Source organism: Variovorax sp. KBS0712, from assembly GCF_006323185.2.
Taxonomy (GTDB): Bacteria; Pseudomonadota; Gammaproteobacteria; order Burkholderiales; family Burkholderiaceae_C; genus Variovorax; species Variovorax boronicumulans.
In genome coordinates, this window is sequence record NZ_VCCD02000001.1 from 753,944 (window position 1) to 770,147 (window position 16,204).

General features: G+C 69.1%; 20 protein-coding genes. 17 read left to right on the plus strand and 3 right to left on the minus strand.

What is annotated here, in order from left to right; genetic code table 11:
- Positions 1–33: 33 nt before the first annotated feature.
- Entirely contained in the window at positions 34–1,029 is a 996-nt protein-coding gene (locus FFI97_RS03355; RefSeq protein ID WP_139705721.1) for a Bug family tripartite tricarboxylate transporter substrate binding protein, read from the plus strand.
- 13 nt (positions 1,030–1,042) lie between these two features.
- On the opposite strand, the gene FFI97_RS03360 is transcribed toward FFI97_RS03355, so the two are convergent.
- Positions 1,043–1,765 carry a Crp/Fnr family transcriptional regulator gene (locus FFI97_RS03360; RefSeq protein WP_139705723.1) on the minus strand — a complete coding sequence of 241 codons (723 nt, stop codon included), beginning with the start codon at positions 1,763–1,765 and terminating at the stop codon, positions 1,043–1,045.
- Between the two features lie 142 nt (positions 1,766–1,907).
- Between FFI97_RS03360 and FFI97_RS03365 the strand changes: the two genes are divergently transcribed.
- The 9 genes from FFI97_RS03365 (at position 1,908) to FFI97_RS03405 (ending at position 9,439) form a co-directional block, all read left to right on the plus strand.
- Positions 1,908–2,408, plus strand: a complete 501-nt coding sequence (locus tag FFI97_RS03365; RefSeq protein ID WP_260684888.1) for an ester cyclase — start codon at positions 1,908–1,910, stop codon at positions 2,406–2,408.
- The gene (locus tag FFI97_RS03370; protein ID WP_144004359.1) at positions 2,405–3,178 is read left to right on the plus strand and encodes an SDR family NAD(P)-dependent oxidoreductase; all 774 of its coding nucleotides are present in this window, start codon (positions 2,405–2,407) and stop codon (positions 3,176–3,178) included. The genes FFI97_RS03365 and FFI97_RS03370 overlap by 4 nt, the downstream gene beginning before the upstream one ends.
- Before the next feature lie 43 nt (positions 3,179–3,221).
- Positions 3,222–4,295: a hypothetical protein gene (locus tag FFI97_RS03375; RefSeq protein WP_144004360.1), complete on the plus strand. Its 1,074-nt coding sequence runs from the start codon at positions 3,222–3,224 to the stop codon at positions 4,293–4,295.
- Between the two features lie 46 nt (positions 4,296–4,341).
- Positions 4,342–5,679 (plus strand): MFS transporter, encoded by a 1,338-nt coding sequence (locus tag FFI97_RS03380; RefSeq protein ID WP_139702849.1) that lies wholly within the window; start codon positions 4,342–4,344, stop codon positions 5,677–5,679.
- Positions 5,680–5,767: 88 nt separating this feature from the next.
- Positions 5,768–6,526, plus strand: a complete 759-nt coding sequence (locus FFI97_RS03385; protein WP_139702850.1) for a GntR family transcriptional regulator — start codon at positions 5,768–5,770, stop codon at positions 6,524–6,526.
- Positions 6,523–7,320 (plus strand): transporter substrate-binding domain-containing protein, encoded by a 798-nt coding sequence (locus FFI97_RS03390; protein WP_139702851.1) that lies wholly within the window; start codon positions 6,523–6,525, stop codon positions 7,318–7,320. The genes FFI97_RS03385 and FFI97_RS03390 overlap by 4 nt, the downstream gene beginning before the upstream one ends.
- 15 nt (positions 7,321–7,335) lie before the next feature.
- On the plus strand, positions 7,336–7,998 hold the full coding sequence (locus FFI97_RS03395) for an amino acid ABC transporter permease (RefSeq protein ID WP_062475944.1): 663 nt from the start codon (positions 7,336–7,338) through the stop codon (positions 7,996–7,998).
- An 18-nt stretch (positions 7,999–8,016) separates the two neighbouring features.
- Positions 8,017–8,670 (plus strand): amino acid ABC transporter permease, encoded by a 654-nt coding sequence (locus FFI97_RS03400; protein WP_062475947.1) that lies wholly within the window; start codon positions 8,017–8,019, stop codon positions 8,668–8,670.
- Positions 8,654–9,439 carry an amino acid ABC transporter ATP-binding protein gene (locus FFI97_RS03405; protein WP_139702852.1) on the plus strand — a complete coding sequence of 262 codons (786 nt, stop codon included), beginning with the start codon at positions 8,654–8,656 and terminating at the stop codon, positions 9,437–9,439. Before FFI97_RS03400 ends, FFI97_RS03405 begins: the two co-directional genes overlap by 17 nt.
- A 15-nt stretch (positions 9,440–9,454) precedes the next feature.
- On the opposite strand, the gene FFI97_RS03410 is transcribed toward FFI97_RS03405, so the two are convergent.
- Together FFI97_RS03410 and idi are read right to left on the minus strand one after the other, a co-directional pair.
- Positions 9,455–9,778: a LysR family transcriptional regulator gene (locus FFI97_RS03410; protein WP_260684889.1), complete on the minus strand. Its 324-nt coding sequence runs from the start codon at positions 9,776–9,778 to the stop codon at positions 9,455–9,457.
- A gap of 398 nt (positions 9,779–10,176) precedes the next feature.
- The gene (idi, locus tag FFI97_RS03415; RefSeq protein ID WP_139702853.1) at positions 10,177–10,722 is read right to left on the minus strand and encodes an isopentenyl-diphosphate Delta-isomerase; all 546 of its coding nucleotides are present in this window, start codon (positions 10,720–10,722) and stop codon (positions 10,177–10,179) included.
- A gap of 520 nt (positions 10,723–11,242) precedes the next feature.
- Between idi and FFI97_RS03420 the strand changes: the two genes are divergently transcribed.
- From FFI97_RS03420 to FFI97_RS03450, 7 genes are all read left to right on the plus strand, one after another.
- On the plus strand, positions 11,243–11,740 hold the full coding sequence (locus tag FFI97_RS03420) for an AAA family ATPase (protein ID WP_139702854.1): 498 nt from the start codon (positions 11,243–11,245) through the stop codon (positions 11,738–11,740).
- A 20-nt stretch (positions 11,741–11,760) separates the two neighbouring features.
- Positions 11,761–12,249: a GNAT family N-acetyltransferase gene (locus FFI97_RS03425; protein ID WP_139702855.1), complete on the plus strand. Its 489-nt coding sequence runs from the start codon at positions 11,761–11,763 to the stop codon at positions 12,247–12,249.
- A 72-nt stretch (positions 12,250–12,321) separates the two neighbouring features.
- A complete protein-coding gene (locus FFI97_RS03430) occupies positions 12,322–12,903 on the plus strand; it encodes a DUF1439 domain-containing protein (RefSeq protein WP_062475964.1) in 582 nt (193 codons plus the stop codon).
- A complete protein-coding gene (locus FFI97_RS03435; RefSeq protein WP_139702856.1) occupies positions 12,900–13,904 on the plus strand; it encodes a glycerophosphodiester phosphodiesterase in 1,005 nt (334 codons plus the stop codon). The genes FFI97_RS03430 and FFI97_RS03435 overlap by 4 nt, the downstream gene beginning before the upstream one ends.
- A complete protein-coding gene (locus FFI97_RS03440; RefSeq protein ID WP_139702857.1) occupies positions 13,901–14,176 on the plus strand; it encodes a hypothetical protein in 276 nt (91 codons plus the stop codon). Before FFI97_RS03435 ends, FFI97_RS03440 begins: the two co-directional genes overlap by 4 nt.
- 40 nt (positions 14,177–14,216) lie before the next feature.
- On the plus strand, positions 14,217–14,627 hold the full coding sequence (locus FFI97_RS03445; RefSeq protein WP_139702858.1) for a hypothetical protein: 411 nt from the start codon (positions 14,217–14,219) through the stop codon (positions 14,625–14,627).
- A gap of 77 nt (positions 14,628–14,704) precedes the next feature.
- Positions 14,705–16,204, plus strand: a complete 1,500-nt coding sequence (locus tag FFI97_RS03450) for a TolC family protein (RefSeq protein WP_139702859.1) — start codon at positions 14,705–14,707, stop codon at positions 16,202–16,204.

Here is a 16,204-nt window from a genome sequence, read left to right on the forward strand (position 1 = left end):
TTATGATCGTCTCCACAAAAAAGGAGACGGATCATGAGCAAGCCCACCCGGACCGCATCGGCGGTCCTTTCTTTCGCCCTCGGCGCGTTCGGCGCATTTGGCGCGTTAGGCACCACGGCGGCCCTGGCCGCCTACCCCGACAAGCCGATCAAGGTCGTCATCGGCTTTCCGGCCGGCGGCCCGCTCGACCAGCACGCGCGCCTGTTGACCGACAAGCTGCAGGCCGTGCTCGGCCAGCCGCTGATCGTCGACTACAAGCCCGGCGCGGGCGGCTCGGTCGGTGCCGACTTCGTCGCCAAGAGCCCGGCCGACGGCTACACGCTGGTGCTGGCCAACACCGGGGTGGCGGTGATCAACGGCGCGCTCTACAGCAAGCTGCCCTACAACACGCAGCGCGACTTCGTGCCGATCGCGCGCACCGCGATGCAGCCGCTGGCGCTGCTGGTCACGCCCAAGCTGCCGGTGCAGAACCTCAAGCAGTTCATCGACTACGCCAAGGCGCGGCCGGGCCAGGTCAACTACGGCTCGGCGGGCAACGGCGGCATCAGCCACCTCGTGCCCGAGATGTTCAAGACCGCGACCGGCCTCTTCATGGTGCACATCCCCTACCGCGGCAGCGCGCCGGCCTTCACCGACCTGATGGGCGGGCAGGTGCAGTTCATGGCCGAATCGATTCCGCAGGCCGCCAACTATCACAAGCAGGGCAAGGTGCGCGCGCTGGCCGTGACCAGCCGCGAGCGCAACCCCGCGCTGCCCGACGTGCCGACCGTCATCGAGTCGGGCGTCAAGGGCTTCGAGGTGGTGGGCTTCTACGGCTTCCTGGCGCCGAAGGACACGCCCAAGGACGTGGTCGCCAAGCTCAGCGATGCGTTCAGGCAGGTGCTGACCAGCCCCGAGGTGCGCGAGCGCATGGTGAGCCAGGGCGCGGACCCGGCCTACCTGGGCAGCGAAGACTTCGCACGCTTCCTCGCGACGGAAACGCCGCGCTGGGACAAGGCGGTGAAAGCCTCGGGCGCGCGGATGGACTGAACCCCGACGGCGCTCAGCGCGGCGTGGCCGCGTGCCGCTCCAGCTGCGCGCGGTCGAGCAGCTCGATGCTGCGGTAGCGCACGCGCAGCGTGCCGTCTTCCTCCCACAGCTTGAGCTGGCGGTTCACGCTCTGGCGCGACACGCCGAGCATGAACGACAGGTCTTCCTGCGACACGCCCAGCAGCGTGCCGCCCCCTTCCTCGGTCGGCGCGACCGCGCGCGCGTCCAGCGTGAGCAGCCGGTGCGCCAACCGCACGGGCAGCGGCATCAGGATCACGTCGTCGATCCAGGCCAGCGCCTGGCGCAGCCGCAGGCACACGAGCCGGGTGAAGGCCATGTGCACGTCGGGATGGTCGGCCACCAGCCGGTGGAAGTCGGCCGCCGCGACCACGGCCATCTCGGTGGTGTCGACGGCGCAGGTGTCGTAGACGCGCTCGCGCCCCACCAGCAGCGAGACCTCGCCGAACCAGTGGCCCGGCTCGAGCATCGCGATCACCGCCTCGCGCCCGCCCGGCGCGACCACGCTCACGCGCAACGAGCCGCTGACCACGCCGAACAGCGCATCGGGCGACGAGCCCTTGTGGAACAGCGATTCGCCGCGCACCAGCGTGCGCCGGTGCGCCACCGCGAGCAGGCGCTGCTGCACGTCGTCGGCCAGCCGCATGTCGCTGTTGTGCACGGGCGAAGGCTGTGCGTCCGGCCCGGCGGGGCTGGAAGAAGGGGAAGAGCGTGGCATCGCGGGTTTGTCCGGGGCCTCGATTGCCAACACCGGACAGTCTGGCGTCGAGGGGCTGTCGATAGTACGCAGGCCACCCGGGTCGACGCATTCGCGGCAACCCGATGTCCCCTGTCACCCCTGTCGCATGGAGCACACCCCGATGACCACACTGACCGACCTGCAAGCCCGCCGCGAGCGCCTCGTGCTCGACCATTTCGCCGACGAGACCCGCCAGGACTTCGACGCGGTGCTCGGCACCTTCCCGCATCCGCACTACGAGCTGATTCCCAGCGGCGAGGTGCACGACGGCATCGCCGACGTGCGCCAGTACTACACCGACACGCGCCGCGCCTTCCCCGACCAGCGCCACGAGATCATCCAGCTGCGCCATGCCGACGATTCGGTGATCGTGGAGTTCTGGCTGCTCGGCACGCACCGCGGCCTGCTCAAGGGCCTGCCGCCGACGGGCAACAGCTTTCGCTGCCGCATGAACGCCTTCTTCATCTTCGAGGGCGACCGGCTGGTGTGCGAGCGCGTGTACTTCGACACGCTGACGATGCTGCGCCAGTTGCTCGTGGGCGTGCCCCCGGAGATGGTGGGCGGGCTGGTCGCCGGGCTGCTCGGCCAAACCGCCCCGCGGGCCGAGGCCGCCACGGCATGACCGGCACGCTCGCCCGGCCACTCGAAGGGCGCCATGCGATCGTGACCGGCGGCGCGCGCGGCATCGGCCTGGCCATCGCGCGGCGCTGCCTCGCGAACGGCGCAAGCGTCGCGCTGTGGGACGTCGAGGCCGCGACGCTGGCGGAGGCGGCGGCGCAACTGGCGCCGCTGGGCACCGTGGTCACATCGTTGGTCGACGTGCGCGACGAAGACCAGATCGCCCGCGCGGCTGCGCAGTCGCAGGAGCGCTTCGGCCGCATCGACATCCTCGTCAACAACGCGGGCGTGCTGGGGCCGACGGTGCCCGCATGGGAGCACACGCCTGCGCAATGGCGTCACGTGCTCGACATCAACCTCACGGGCGCCTGGCTGTGCTGCCGCGCCCTCGCGCCGCTGATGCTGGCGCAGCGGCGCGGGCGCATCGTCAACATCGCCTCGGTCGCGGGCAAGGAAGGCAACGGCTTCAACGCTGCCTACTCGGCCTCGAAGGCCGGGCTCATCGCGCTGACCAAGTCGCTCGGCAAGGAGCTGGCCTCGTCGGGCGTGCTGGTGAACTGCATCACGCCGTCGGCAGCCGACACCGCCGTCTTCGCGGACGTGCCCGCCGAGCACCGCGAACAGCTGCGCACCGCCCTGCTCTCGCGCGTGCCGATGGGGCGCTTTGTCGACGTCGACGAGGTGGCGGCGATGGCGGCATGGCTGGCGTCGGACGAGTGCTCGTTCAGCACCGGGGCGGTGTTCGATATCTCCGGAGGGCGCTCGATGTACTGAGCGACGAACCAGGCAGCCCACGCATCCAGACACAGGAGACCCCATGACCCGAGACCCCGACCCCACCGGCTTCGCGCAGATCACCGAGCTCGACGGCACGCGCCACGCCGCCCTGCCGCAAGACCGCCTGCGCGCCATCCGCCATGGTGCCGAAGCCCTGCGCGAGCGGCTGCTCGACGCACCGCCCGTGCACTTCGCGCGCAGCTTCAACCTGCTGCGCATTCCGTACCCCGCGTGGTTCGCCTTCACCGGCGTGTACTCGCAGCAGCTGCTCAAGCCGCACATGGTGCATCTGCTGGCGCGCACCGTGCTCGTCCAGTACGACGACTTCGAAGGCCGGCTGCGCACGCTGCTCTTCACGCCGGCCGACTTCGAAGCCGGCAACGAGACGCCCTACTTCAAGCGCCTGAGCGACCAGACGCCCAAGTTCCTGCACAAGGCCATCGCGCCGGTCTACCAGACCGTGCTGCAGGCGCTCGCCGGCTGCGGCGTGGCGCCCGAACAGATCGACCACATCACCTACGACCACCTGCACACGCAGGACGTGCGCCGCTGGCTCGGCAACGCGGGTGCGCCGGGCCTGCTGCCAAACGCGACGCTGCTGGTGCACCGCCAGGAGCTCGCGAACGTGCAGGGCCTGCTGCCGGTGCAGGCCGAGTGGTACTGCCCGCACGGCCTGGACGGGGTGCCGGCCGAGCGCATCGTCGCCTTCGATGGCAGCCTGCAGCTCGGGCCCGGCGTCGCGCTGGTGCACACGCCCGGGCACACCGAAGGCAACCACTCGCTGGTGTACCGCACGGGCGACGGCCTGCGCGTGAGCAGCGAGAACGGCGTGTCGGCCGACAGCTGGGCGCCGCTGCAGTCGCGCCACAACGGCATCCGCCGCTATGCGCAGGCCACGGGCGCCGAGGTGATCCTCAACGGCAACACGCAGGAAAGCAGCAACGACCAGTACCTGTCGATGGTGCTCGAGAAGACGCTCGCGGGCACCTCGGCGCTGCATGGGTTCAGCAACGTCGTGCCGTCGGCCGAGTGCTCGCCGCACTGGCTGTTTCCCGGCGCGCCCACGAGCCACCTGTGGGGCGAAACCAGCTTCGGCGCGCTCGTGCGGGCCTGACCCGCCGGCCCACGCACCACGGCCAACAAGAAAAGGAGACACACCGATGAACACCGCCACCCTCGATGCCGCCGCTGGCGCGCACGCACCGGCTTCGGCCGATGCGCGCGACGACGCCGCGCTCTTTCGCAAGATCACCTGGCGGCTGATGCCGCTGCTGTGCGCCTGCTACGTGCTGAACTACCTGGACCGCACCAACGTCGGCTACGCGCAGCTGCAGATGAAAGACCAGCTGGGCTTCAGCGACGCGGTGTTCGGCCTGGGCGCGGGCATCTTCTTTCTGGGCTATGCGGTGTTCGAGATCCCGAGCAACCTGATGCTCGCGAAGATCGGCGTGCGCGCCACGCTGCTGCGCATCATGGGCCTGTGGGGCCTGGCCTCGGCGGCGATGATGTTCGCCACCACGCCCACGCAGTTCTACGTGCTGCGCTTTCTCATCGGCGTGTTCGAGGCCGGCTTTGCGCCGGGCGTGCTGTTCTACCTGACGCTGTGGTTCCCCTCGCGCCGCCGCGCGCAGGCCACCGCGCTCTTCTTCATGGCCTTCGGCGCGGCGCCCATCGTCGCGGGGCCGATCGCCGGGCTCACGATGACCTACCTGGACGGCGTGCTCGCGCTGCGCGGCTGGCAGTGGTTGTTCCTGCTCGAAGGGCTGCCGAGCGTGCTGCTGGGCGTGATCGCCTTTCGCACGCTGTCGAACAGCCCGGCGCAGGCGCAGTGGCTTTCGGCGGCCGAGAAGCAGCGCGTGGCCCACCTGCTGGCCGAGGACCAGGCCGCGCACGGCGCCGCCGGGCGCCACACCTTCGGCGCGGCGATGCGCGACGGACGCGTGTGGCTGATCGGCTTCATGTCCTTCCTGATCATCCTGGGCATCTATGCGCTGTCGTTCTGGCAACCGACGATCCTGAAGTCGATGGGGCTCAGCGTGCTGCAGATCGGCTTCTATTCGGTGATTCCCGCCGTGGCCGGCATCGCGGCCAACATCGTCGTGGGGCGCCACTCCGACCGGCACCAGGAGCGCCGCTGGCACTTCGCGCTGGGCGCGCTCGCGGGCGCGGCCGGGCTGGCGCTGACCACGCTCTTCATGCACAGCCCCGTGGCCGCCGTGCTGTGCCTGGCGCTGGCGTCGATGGGCATCTCGAGCGCCTTCACCGTGCTGTGGGCGATTCCCGGCAGCTTCATGTCCAAGAGCGCCGCGGCGGCGGGCATTGCGCTCATCAGCACCATCGGCGGCAGCGCGGGGCTGGTGGCGCCGATGATGGTGGGCGCGCTCAAGACGCTCACGGGCGGCTTCACGGCCAGCCTGTATGTGCTGAGCGGCGCGCTGGTGCTGTCGGCGCTGCTCATGCTGCTGGCCCTGCCCCGCAGCGCGCTCGGCAAACGGTAGCGCGCACCGCCGGCGCACCCCGGCCGGCCCATTTCGGTGCACACGGCTTGCATACCAGTTGGCACGGAAGCTGCTGATATGCAGGCCTATGGCCATCTCCGCATCCGAAATCAGTGCACGCATCGTCGAAGCGGTGATGGCGCAGAAGCTCGCGCCCGGCGCGCGCCTGGGCGAGCAGCCGCTGGCGATGCTGTTCGATTGCAGCCGCACCATCGTGCGCGAGGCGCTCACGCGGCTGGCCGCGCGCGGCATCGTCACGGTGAGCGCGCGGCGCGGCTGGTTCGTCATCGAGCCCTCGCAGGACGAGGCGCGCGAAGCCTTCGAGGCGCGGCGCGTGATCGAGCTCGGTCTCATCCGCAGCACAGACAAGATCGACAAGGCCGCCCTGCGCCAATTGAAGGCGCACCTGCAACGTGAAAAAGCCGCACTGAAAGAGAGCGACGTCGGCCACCGCAGCTTCCTCCTGGGCGACTTCCATGTGTGCCTGGCCGAATGCCTGGGCAACACGCTGCTGGCCGACACGCTGCGCGACTTCACCGCGCGCACCACGCTGATCGCCATGCTCTACCAGAGCACGCACGACGCCGTGCAGTCGTGCGAAGACCACGTGCAGATCGTCGCAGCGCTGGAGCGCGGCGACCACGCCGCCGCCGAGGCGCTGATGGCCGAACACATCGGCACGGTGCAGTCGGCGCTGCGCGTGCAGGCGCCCGCCGACCCGCTCGCGCAACTGCGCGATGCGCTGGCACCGCTGAACAACACCCCCACGCCGAAGCGCCGCCGCAAGGCCGCGCCCGCCGACGACGCCACCACCGATTCATCGACCTACCTAGGAGCCCTGCTATGACCTCTTTCGCCACCCGCCGCCTCGCTCTCGCGCTGGCCAGCGTCGCCCTGCTGGCCGCCACCGGCGCCGCCCAGGCGCAGAACGCACTCGACAACGTGCTCAAGGCCAAGACCATCAAGATCGCCGTGCCCACCGACTACCCGCCGTACGGCTCGGTCGACCGCAACATGCAGCCGCAGGGCCTGGACGTCGAGATGGCGCAGCTCGTCGCCGCCAAGCTCGGCGTGAAGGTCGAGCTGGTGCCGGTGACCAGCGCCAACCGCATCCCCTACCTGCAGACGCGCAAGGCCGACCTCGTGATCTCCACGCTCGGCAAGAACGTCGAGCGCGAGAAGGTGATCGACTTCAGCGCGGCCTATGCGCCCTTCTTCCAGGCCGTGTATGCGGCCAAGAGCATGAAGCTCACCAGCTTCGCCGACATGGCCGGCAAGACCGTCGCCGTGACGCGTGGCGCCATGGAAGACCAGGAACTGAACAAGGTGGCGCCGCCAAACGTCGACTACCGCCGCTTCGAGGACAACAACGCGACGATCGCCGCCTTCGTGGCCGGCCAGACGCAGACCCTCGCCACCAGCGCGGCGGTGGCCGGCGACATGCTCGCGAAGAATCCGAAGGTGAGTGCCGAGTACAAGCTGCTGCTGAAAGACAGCCCCTGCTTCATCGGCATCGCCAAGGGCGAAACCGCATTGAAGACCCGGGTCAACGAGATCATTGCCGCCGCCAAGAAGGACGGCACGCTCGACGCGATGTCCAAGAAGTGGCTCGGCAAGGCCGCCGGCGACCTGCCGGTTTGATCGAAGGGCGCGGCCATGGGCATTGAATTCGACTTCGGCGCGGTGCTCGCCGAGTGGCCGCTGCTGCTGCGCGGCGTGGCATGGACGCTGGGCCTCACGGCCGTGGGCACCGTGCTCGGGCTGGCCGTGGGCACGCTGTGCGCGTGGGCCCGCTCGGGCGGGCCGGCGTGGCTGCGCGCGCTCGTGGGTGCGTACGTGGAGCTGATCCGCAACACGCCCTTCATCGTGCAGCTGTTCTTCATCTTCTTCGGGCTGCCGGCCGCGGGCGTGAAGCTTTCGCCCGAGGTGGCGTCGGTGATCGCGATGGTGATGAACCTGGGCGCGTACTCCACCGAGATCATCCGCGCCGGCATCGAGGCCACGCCCAAGGGGCAGATCGAGGCCGCCGTGAGCCTGGCGCTCAGCAAGGCGCAGGTGTTCCTGCGCGTGGTGCTGCCGCCGGCGCTCAAGAAGGTGTGGCCCGCGATGGTGAGCCAGATCGTCATCGTGATGCTGGGCTCGGCGGTGTGCGGGCAGATCTCGACCGAGGAGCTGAGCTATGCGGCCAACCTGATCCAGAGCCGCAACTTCCGCGCCTTCGAATCCTTCATCGTCGCCACGCTCATCTACCTGGCGCTGGCCGTGGCGCTGCGCCGCCTGCTCCAGTGGGCGGGGCCGCGCTTCTTCTTCGGCCGCTGAACGCGAGGCCCTTGCACCATGGTCGATTTTTCTCTGTGGGACATCCTGCGCAACCTGCTGATGGCGCTGCGCTGGACCGTCGTGCTCTCGCTCATCGCCTTCGTCGGCGGCGGGCTCGTGGGCGGGCTGCTGCTGTTCGCTCGGCTGCGCGGCGGCAAGGCGGCGCAGCGGGCCGTGGGCCTGTACGTGCAGCTGTTCCAGGGCACGCCGCTGCTGATGCAGCTGTTTCTCGCCTACTTCGGCATCGCGCTGTTCGGCATCGACGTGTCGGCGTGGACCGCCGCGAGCGTGGCGCTCACGCTGTACACCAGCGCCTTTCTCACCGAGATCTGGCGCGGCTGCGTGGCCTCGATTCCGAAAGGCCAGTGGGAGGCCTCGGGCAGCCTGGCGCTGAGCTTCGGCGAGCAGATGCGCCACGTGATCCTGCCGCAGGCCGTGAAGATCGCCATCGCACCCACGGTCGGTTTCCTGGTGCAGGTGATCAAGGGCACGGCGCTGGCGTCGGTGATCGGGTTCGTCGAACTCACCAAGGCCGGCAGCATGATTTCGAACGCCACCTTCCAGCCCTTCGTGGTGTTCAGCTGCGTGGCCCTGCTTTACTTCGTGCTGTGCTTCCCCGTGAGCCTGTACGCCAAGACCCTCGAGAGGAAGACCCATGGCCGCCGTGCTTGAACCAACACCACAACCCGAAGCCGCACCGTTCGCGGCGCCCATCGTGCGCATCACGGCGCTGCGCAAGTCCTACGGCACGAACGAGGTGCTCAAGGGCATCGACCTGGACGTGAAGCGCGGCGAGGTGATCGCCATCATCGGCAAGAGCGGCTCGGGCAAGAGCACGCTGCTGCGCTGCATCAACGGGCTCGAGGTGTTCCAGGAAGGTGCGCTCACGGTCGACGGCAAGCCGCTCCTGCATGAGAGCGCGATGGCCATGCGCACGCTGCGCCAGCGCGTGGGCATGATCTTCCAGGGCTTCAACCTGTTCCCGCACCTCACGGTGGGCAAGAACGTGATGCTGGCGCCCACGCTGGTGAAGAAGAGATCGCAGGCGGAGGCCGCTTCGCAGGCGCGCAAGCTGCTCGAACGCGTGGGCCTGGCCGAGAAGTTCGATGCGATGCCCGAGCAGCTGTCGGGCGGCCAGCAGCAGCGCGTGGCCATCGCCCGCGCGCTCGCGATGGAGCCGGCCGTGCTGCTGTGCGACGAGATCACCTCGGCCCTCGACCCCGAGCTGGTGGGCGAGGTGCTGCGCGTGGTGGAGTCGCTGGCCGACGAAGGCATGACGCTGTTGATGGTCACGCACGAGATGAGCTTTGCGCGCAAGGTCAGCGACCGCGTGATCTTCATGCACCAGGGCCGCGTGCACGAGATGGGCCCACCGGCAGAACTGTTCGGTGCGCCGCAGACGCCGGAGCTCAAGCAGTTCCTCTCGTCGCTGCACGACTGACCCGGCCCTGGCGGGCTACAGGCGCTGCTGCGATTCGTCGATGCCGCACAGCAGGCCGGCGGCCTGCGGCGGCAGCGGCCGCCCGCCGCGCCGCTCGACCTCTTCACCGGCCTGCAACACGACCTGCACTTGCTGGAACAGTTCGCAGCCGGCCGCGGTCAACTGCACGCCCTGCTGGCTGCGCGCGAACAGTGCGTGCCCGAGGATGCCTTCGAGTTCCCTCACGCGGGCCGTGATGGCCGGCTGACTGACGAAGAGGTGGCGGGCCGCCGCGTTGACGGAGCCCAGCGCGGCCCAGTGAAAGGCCTCCAACTGCCGGAAGGTGATGCGCAACACCACGGTCACCTCTCAGCCGGGGGCTGTCGTGGACGGGCACAGGGACACCTCGGCCTGTTCGCTCTTCTGCTTCATGTCTGCCTTCTTTCAAAGCAATTCAATCGCATCGAATGGCAAAAAAGGGCCACGCAACGGGGAACTCTAATTGCGTGAATTCCCATGACCACGGACAAAAAAGCACGGATTCAATCAATTCAACAGAGGTGATTCCTTCTCATCAAATCCTTGAATTACCCGACCCTCAGGCTTGTAAGGCATCGCCGAGAGCGAATTGACAATTTAGTGCAATAAATGTTCTCGTTGAAGAGAAATTTTCTTATATAGAACTTTGGAATTACATGCAATGGGACGAAAAAACCACGGCAACCGGTGGGCCTTGCGAGCCCGTGGCGAAGCGAGCCTCACCCCGCCGCCAACGCGCGTTCCCGCCAGGACCCCAGGCCTTCCGGCCCGAAGCGCTCGGCGATCCGGTGCAGCCAGATGGTGAAGTGCGCCGGGGCGCGCGCGAGCTCGCGGTGCAGGTCGGGCAAGGCCAGCCATCGCCATGCGCGCACCTCGCTGGGGTCGGGTTGCGGCAGGTCGCGCGCGATGCCGACGAACACGTGGTCGTACTCGTGCTCGACCAGCTCCGCGGACACCGCCTCCCGGTAGAGAAAGGCCGTCACCGGCTGCAGCGCGCACCGCAGGCCCAGCTCTTCGTGCAGCCGCCGCACGGCGGCTGCGCCCGTTGCCTCGCCGGGGCGCGGATGCCCGCAGCAGCTGTTGCTCCACAGGCCGGGCGAGTGGTACTTGCCCAGCGCGCGCTGCTGCAGCAGCACCTGTCCCTGCGTGTCGAACAGGAAGATCGAGAACGCCCGGTGCAGGACGCCCTCGCGGTGGGCGCTTATCTTCTCGACCGCGTGCAGGGGGCGGTCTTCGGCGTCGACGGCGATCAGAAATTCGTCCATGAGGCGCTCCAAAGTGCGGCCAGGGAGCCTCACGGCCCACCGATTTCCGTGGCTTTCGTCCTTGAAAAAATCGGCTCGCTTCTTTAGCACGTATTTTTTGAAAGCCCTCAATAAGAAATTCAAATTAGTTCTTAATAATTACATCGACGCAGAATATAGAAAATGGAATAAATACAAATAATTACATAGATAACAAAAATATCGAATTGGATTCACGAATGCACGCAATCTGCCCAACAGGAATTTCCGGTGCATTTCAAACCGTGGTTCCTGGTTCACGCCGTTGCCCGGTCAATGGGGTGCAGTTGGCAAAGGCGTGATCGCCGCCGCTTCCCCGCACGCCCCGGGCCGGGTTACCCTTGACCTCCATGGCCCGCCTTCGCACCGCATCGATCATTCGCCCGCTCTCGCGAGAGCGGGTGAGCTAGCGCACGGTTCGAAACCACGCCATGCAACCCGCCCCAGGAGGCGGGTTTTTCTTGTCCGTCTCCCGAGGTTTTCCCCACCCGCAGGAGACCGAATGACATCGACACCATCCCCATCGCCCGTGCTGCACATGGTCTGCGGCAAGATCGGCGCCGGAAAATCCACGCTGACCCGGCGCCTGGCGCAGGCGCCCGCCACCGTGTGCATCAGCGAGGACATCTGGCTGGCCGCGCTCTACCCCGGTGAAATCCACGCACTGCCCGACTACGTGCGCGCCGCGGGCCGGCTCAAGCAGGCGATGGGCGACCATGTCTGTGCGCTGCTGGGCGCCGGCGTGTCGGTGGTGCTCGACTTTCCGGCCAACACCGTGAGCCACCGCGCCTGGGCGCGCGGCCTCTTCGAGCAGGCCGGCGCGGCGCACCAGCTGCACTTTCTCGACGTGCCGGACGACATCTGCAAGGCGCGGCTGCGGGCGCGCAACGCGGCGGGCGAACACCCCTTCGAGACCTCCGACGCGCAGTTCGACCTGATCACCCGCCACTTCGTGCCGCCCACGGCCGAGGAAGGCTTCCACGTGATCCGCCACACCTGACACCGGTAAGCTGCGCGCCGATGCACATCGAACCCGCCCTTTCCACCGAAGCGCCCGCCGTCGCGGCCGTGTTGGCCGAAGCCGCGCAATGGCTCGCCGAGGGCGGACGCCCGCTCTGGAGCGCCGCCGACACCGGCCTCGAACGCATCCAGCGCGACACCGACGCCGGCCGCTACGTGGTGGCGAAGGAGAACGGCGACTGGGCCGGCGTGATGCGCCTCGATCTGGAAGACCCGTCGTTCTGGCCCGAGATCGCGCCCGGCAGCGCGCTGTTCGTGCACAAGCTGGCCGTGCGCCGCGCCTGGGCCGGCCGGGGCGTGTCGCGCGCGCTGCTGGGCCATGCACGCGACCACGCCCGCGCGCTCGGGCGCCCCTGGTTGCGGCTGGACTGCGTGGCCGACCGCACCGCGCTGCGCACGCTGTACGAAGGCTTCGGCTTCGCGCTGCACAGCTGCATCGACCTGCGCGGCGGGACCTTTGCGCGTTACGAACTGCGCGTGAACGGCTGAACCTCCGACACGCCAGCGCGCTCTTGCGCCGCTGGCGGGAACATCGTCGCCTGTGGCAAGCTCGCAAGCTCCATGACCGACCGAATCCCGCCCTCTCATTTCCGCCGTCGGGTGCTGCGCGCACTGCTGGGCGCCGCCGCCCTGCCCGCGCCGTTCGCGGCGCTGGCCGGCTTCAACTTCTTCACCAACGAATACACCGCCACGCGCGAGGAGCTGCAGTCGCAGATCGCCAAGCGCTTTCCGGTGGCCGAGCGCTATGCCGAGATCTTCATGGTCGGGCTGCGCGACCCGCAGCTGGGCCTGGACGGGCGCGCCAACCGGGCGGCCATCACGGCCACGCTGACCATCGCCAGCCCGCTGCTGGCGGCCTCGCCGGTGCAGGGCGTGGTGTCGGTGAGCAGCGCGCTGCGCTACGACGCGGCGGCACGCGCCCTGCGGCTCGATCAGCCCAAGGCCGAGCGGCTCGAGCTGCAAGGCGTGGAGGGCCGCGACGCCGAGCGCCTGCAGAAGGTCGGCGCGGTGGTCGCGCAGGAACTGCTGCAGGGCCAGATCCTGCGCAGCTTCACGGCCGACGAGCTCACGGTCGGGCGCAAGACCTACGAGGTCGGCGACATCACGGTGCAAGACAACGGCATCAAAGTGCAACTCAAATGAAACAACGCACCGCCTTCCTCCTGATCGCCGCCGCCCTGCTCGGCGCCGGCTGCGCCGCCATCGCCCCCACCGTGAAGCCGCACTTCGACCTGCAGGCCCACCGCGGCGGACGCGGCCTGGCGCCCGAGAACACGCTGGCCGCGTTCTCCAACGCGATGGACCTGGGCGTGACCACGCTCGAACTCGACATCGGGCTCACGGCCGACGGCGTGGTGGTGGTGTCGCACGACACGGCGCTCAACGCCGACCACACGCGCGACGCGCGCGGCGCCTGGCTCACGGCCAAGCCCGCCCCTTCCGTGCGCTCGCTCACGCTGGCGCAGTTGCAGACCTACGACGTGGGCCGTCTCAACCCCGAGAGCAACTACGGCAAGCAGTTCGCGCTGCAGCAGCCGCGCGACGGCGAACGCATTCCCACGCTGGCCGCGCTGTTCGCGCAGGTGCAGGCGCGCGGCGCCGATGCCGCGCGGGTGCACTTCAACATCGAGACCAAGATCGACCCGACCAAGCCCGACGAAACCGCCGCGCCCGAGCCCATGGTGCGCGCGCTGCTGGCCGAGATCGACAAGGCGAAGATGGCCGACCGCGTGACCATCCAGAGCTTCGACTGGCGCACGCTCGCGCTGGTCGGCCAGCTCGCGCCGCAGCTGTCGCGCGCCTACCTCACCACGCCCCGCACGCTGAAGGACAGCCGCTGGACCGCCGGCCTGGCCGCCGCCAGCTTCGCCTCGGTGCCGCAACTGGTGAAGGCCGCGGCCGGTGCCTCGACCGGCCCGGTGATCTGGTCGCCGGCGCACGCCGACCTGGGCGCCCCCGCGATCCGCGAGGCGCAGAAGCTCGGCATGAAGGTCGTGCCCTGGACCGTGAACCAGCGCGCCGACATGGTGCGGCTCATGGACGCGGGCGCCGATGGCCTGATCACCGACTACCCCGACGTGTTGCGCGACCTGATGCGCGAGCGCGGACTGGCACTGCCACCACCAGCGAAGGCCGCCTCATGAGCACCGTGACGCAACTCGACACCATCGCCTCGGGCATCGCCGCGCTGCAAGGCGGCGGCGGCTCCGTCACCACGCTCTCCACGGCCGCGCGCGCCAGCACCGAGCTGCTCGCCGTCCTGCCGCCGCGCTACGGCGAGGTGCTGTTGAACCTGCTGGACCGCCTCGAATCGAGCGCGCTCTTCAGCGAGGAAAGCTGCTCGTTCAGCCAGAAGGACCTGCTCGACAACCTGCAGGTGTGGGTCGACAAGGCCCGCGGCCAACTGGTGTCTTGAGGCGCCGGCGCCCCGCCCCGGTTTATCATCGCGCCCAACCATGCGCACCCTGCTGCTCGCCCTCATGATCGCCCTGCTGCCCATCCGCGGCTGGCTCGGCGACGCCATGGCGCTCGAGATGGTGCGGCATTCGCTGCCCGCCGCCGAGGCGGTGGTGGCCGCGGCAAACGGCATCGCCGAAACGCACTGCCATGAAGCCGCCATGGAGGCCGACACCGGCCATGACATGGCGGCCATGCACGGCACCAGCGGCGATTCGCAGCAGTCCCACGGCACCGACCACGCGAACTGCGGCACCTGCGTCGCCTGCCAGGTCTGCCACACGGTGGCGCTCGGCGGCATGCCGCTGGTCGACACCCCGCATGCGGCGCCCCAGGCGCCGCCGGCCGCACACGCGGCCCGCTTTGCCAGCGCCGAGCCCGTCCTGGGCTTCAAGCCGCCCATTTCCTGATCTTCCTGCCCGTAGTCCGTCCGCAGTGAGCCTTTGCCGGCTCGCAGCGTTCGCCGTATTGCCCATGGAGATCGCTCGTGAATTCCCTTGCTCGCCGGCCGTATGCCGGCATCCACTGCTATCGAACAGATAGCCCGCCCCTCGGGCGAAAAAGTCACTTTTCATTCCTCAGAACCGCCACCGCGCTGACCGCTGCGCTGGTGCTCGCCGGCTGCGCCAGCCTGTCGCCCGACGGCGGCGCCGGCGACGTGCAGGCGCTGGTCGACGGCAACCCGCTCATGGCGGGCGCCGCGGCCCAGCGCAAGCCGGACGACGCCTCGCAGCAAAGCGTCGACGCGCTGCTGGCCAAGCCGCTGGACGCCGAAGCCGCCGTGCGCATCGCGCTCGTCAACAGCCCGCGCGTGCAGGACGCCTTTGCCACGCTGCAACTGAGCGACGCCGACCGCGTGCAGGCCGCGAGCCTGCCGAACCCGGTGCTGTCTTTCAGCCGCCTGGCGCAGGGCAGCGAACGCGAGTTCGAGCGCATGCTGACTTTCAACGTGGTGGGCCTGCTCACGCTGCCGTGGCAGGCGCGCTGGGCCGGCCAGCGGCACGAAGCCGCCAAGCTGCAGGCCGCGCAAAGCGTGCTGCTGCTGGCCGCCGACACCCGCCGTGCCTGGGTGCGCGCGGTGGCCGCGCAGCAGAGCGTGAGCTACCTGCGCGACGCGAAGGACGCCACCGAGGCCGGCGCCGAACTGGCGCACCGCATGGCCAAAGTCGGCAACTGGAGCGCGCTGCAGCGCACGCGCGAACAGCTGCTGCTGGCCGACGCGTCCGCACAGCTCGCACGCGCCGAGCAGGCGGCCGTGGCGAGCCGCGAACAGCTCACGCGCCTGCTGGGCCTGAGCGGCACGCGCACCGGCTACACCCTGCCCGACCGCCTGCCGCCGCTGCCGAAGGCCGCGCCCGAGCTCGGCGACGTGCAGGCCCTGGCGCTGCGCGACCGGCTCGACGTGCGCTCGGCGCAGGCGCAGAACACGGCCGTGGCCGGCTCGCTCGGCCTCACGCACGCCACCCGCATGATCAATGCGATGGAACTGGGCGTGGTGCGCAACACCACGTTCGAGAACGATGCCGATCGCTCGAAATCGACCACGCGCGGCTTCGAGCTCGAACTGCCGATTCCGATCTTCGACTGGGGCCAGGCCCGCAGCGGCCGCGCCGAGGCGCAGTACCTGCAGTCGGCCGCGCGCGTGCGCGACGTGGGCGTGCTCGCCGCGAGCGAGGCGCGCGAAGCCTGGCAGGGCTGGAACACCGCCTACGCCCTGGCGCGCCGCTACCGCGACGAGGTGCTGCCGCTGCGCAAGCAGGTGAACGAGGAGATGGTGCTGCGCTACAACGGCATGCTCGCCAGCGTGTGGGAGCTGCTCGGCGAAACACGCGCCAGCATGCTCGCCGTGAACGCCGGCATGGAGGCCCAGCGCGATTTCTGGCTGGCCGACACCGACCTTCAACTGGTGCTCACGGGCAGCTCGCCCGGCGGCATGACGGCCCTGCAGACCGCGGCCACCAACGAACCTGCGGCGGGAGGCCACTGA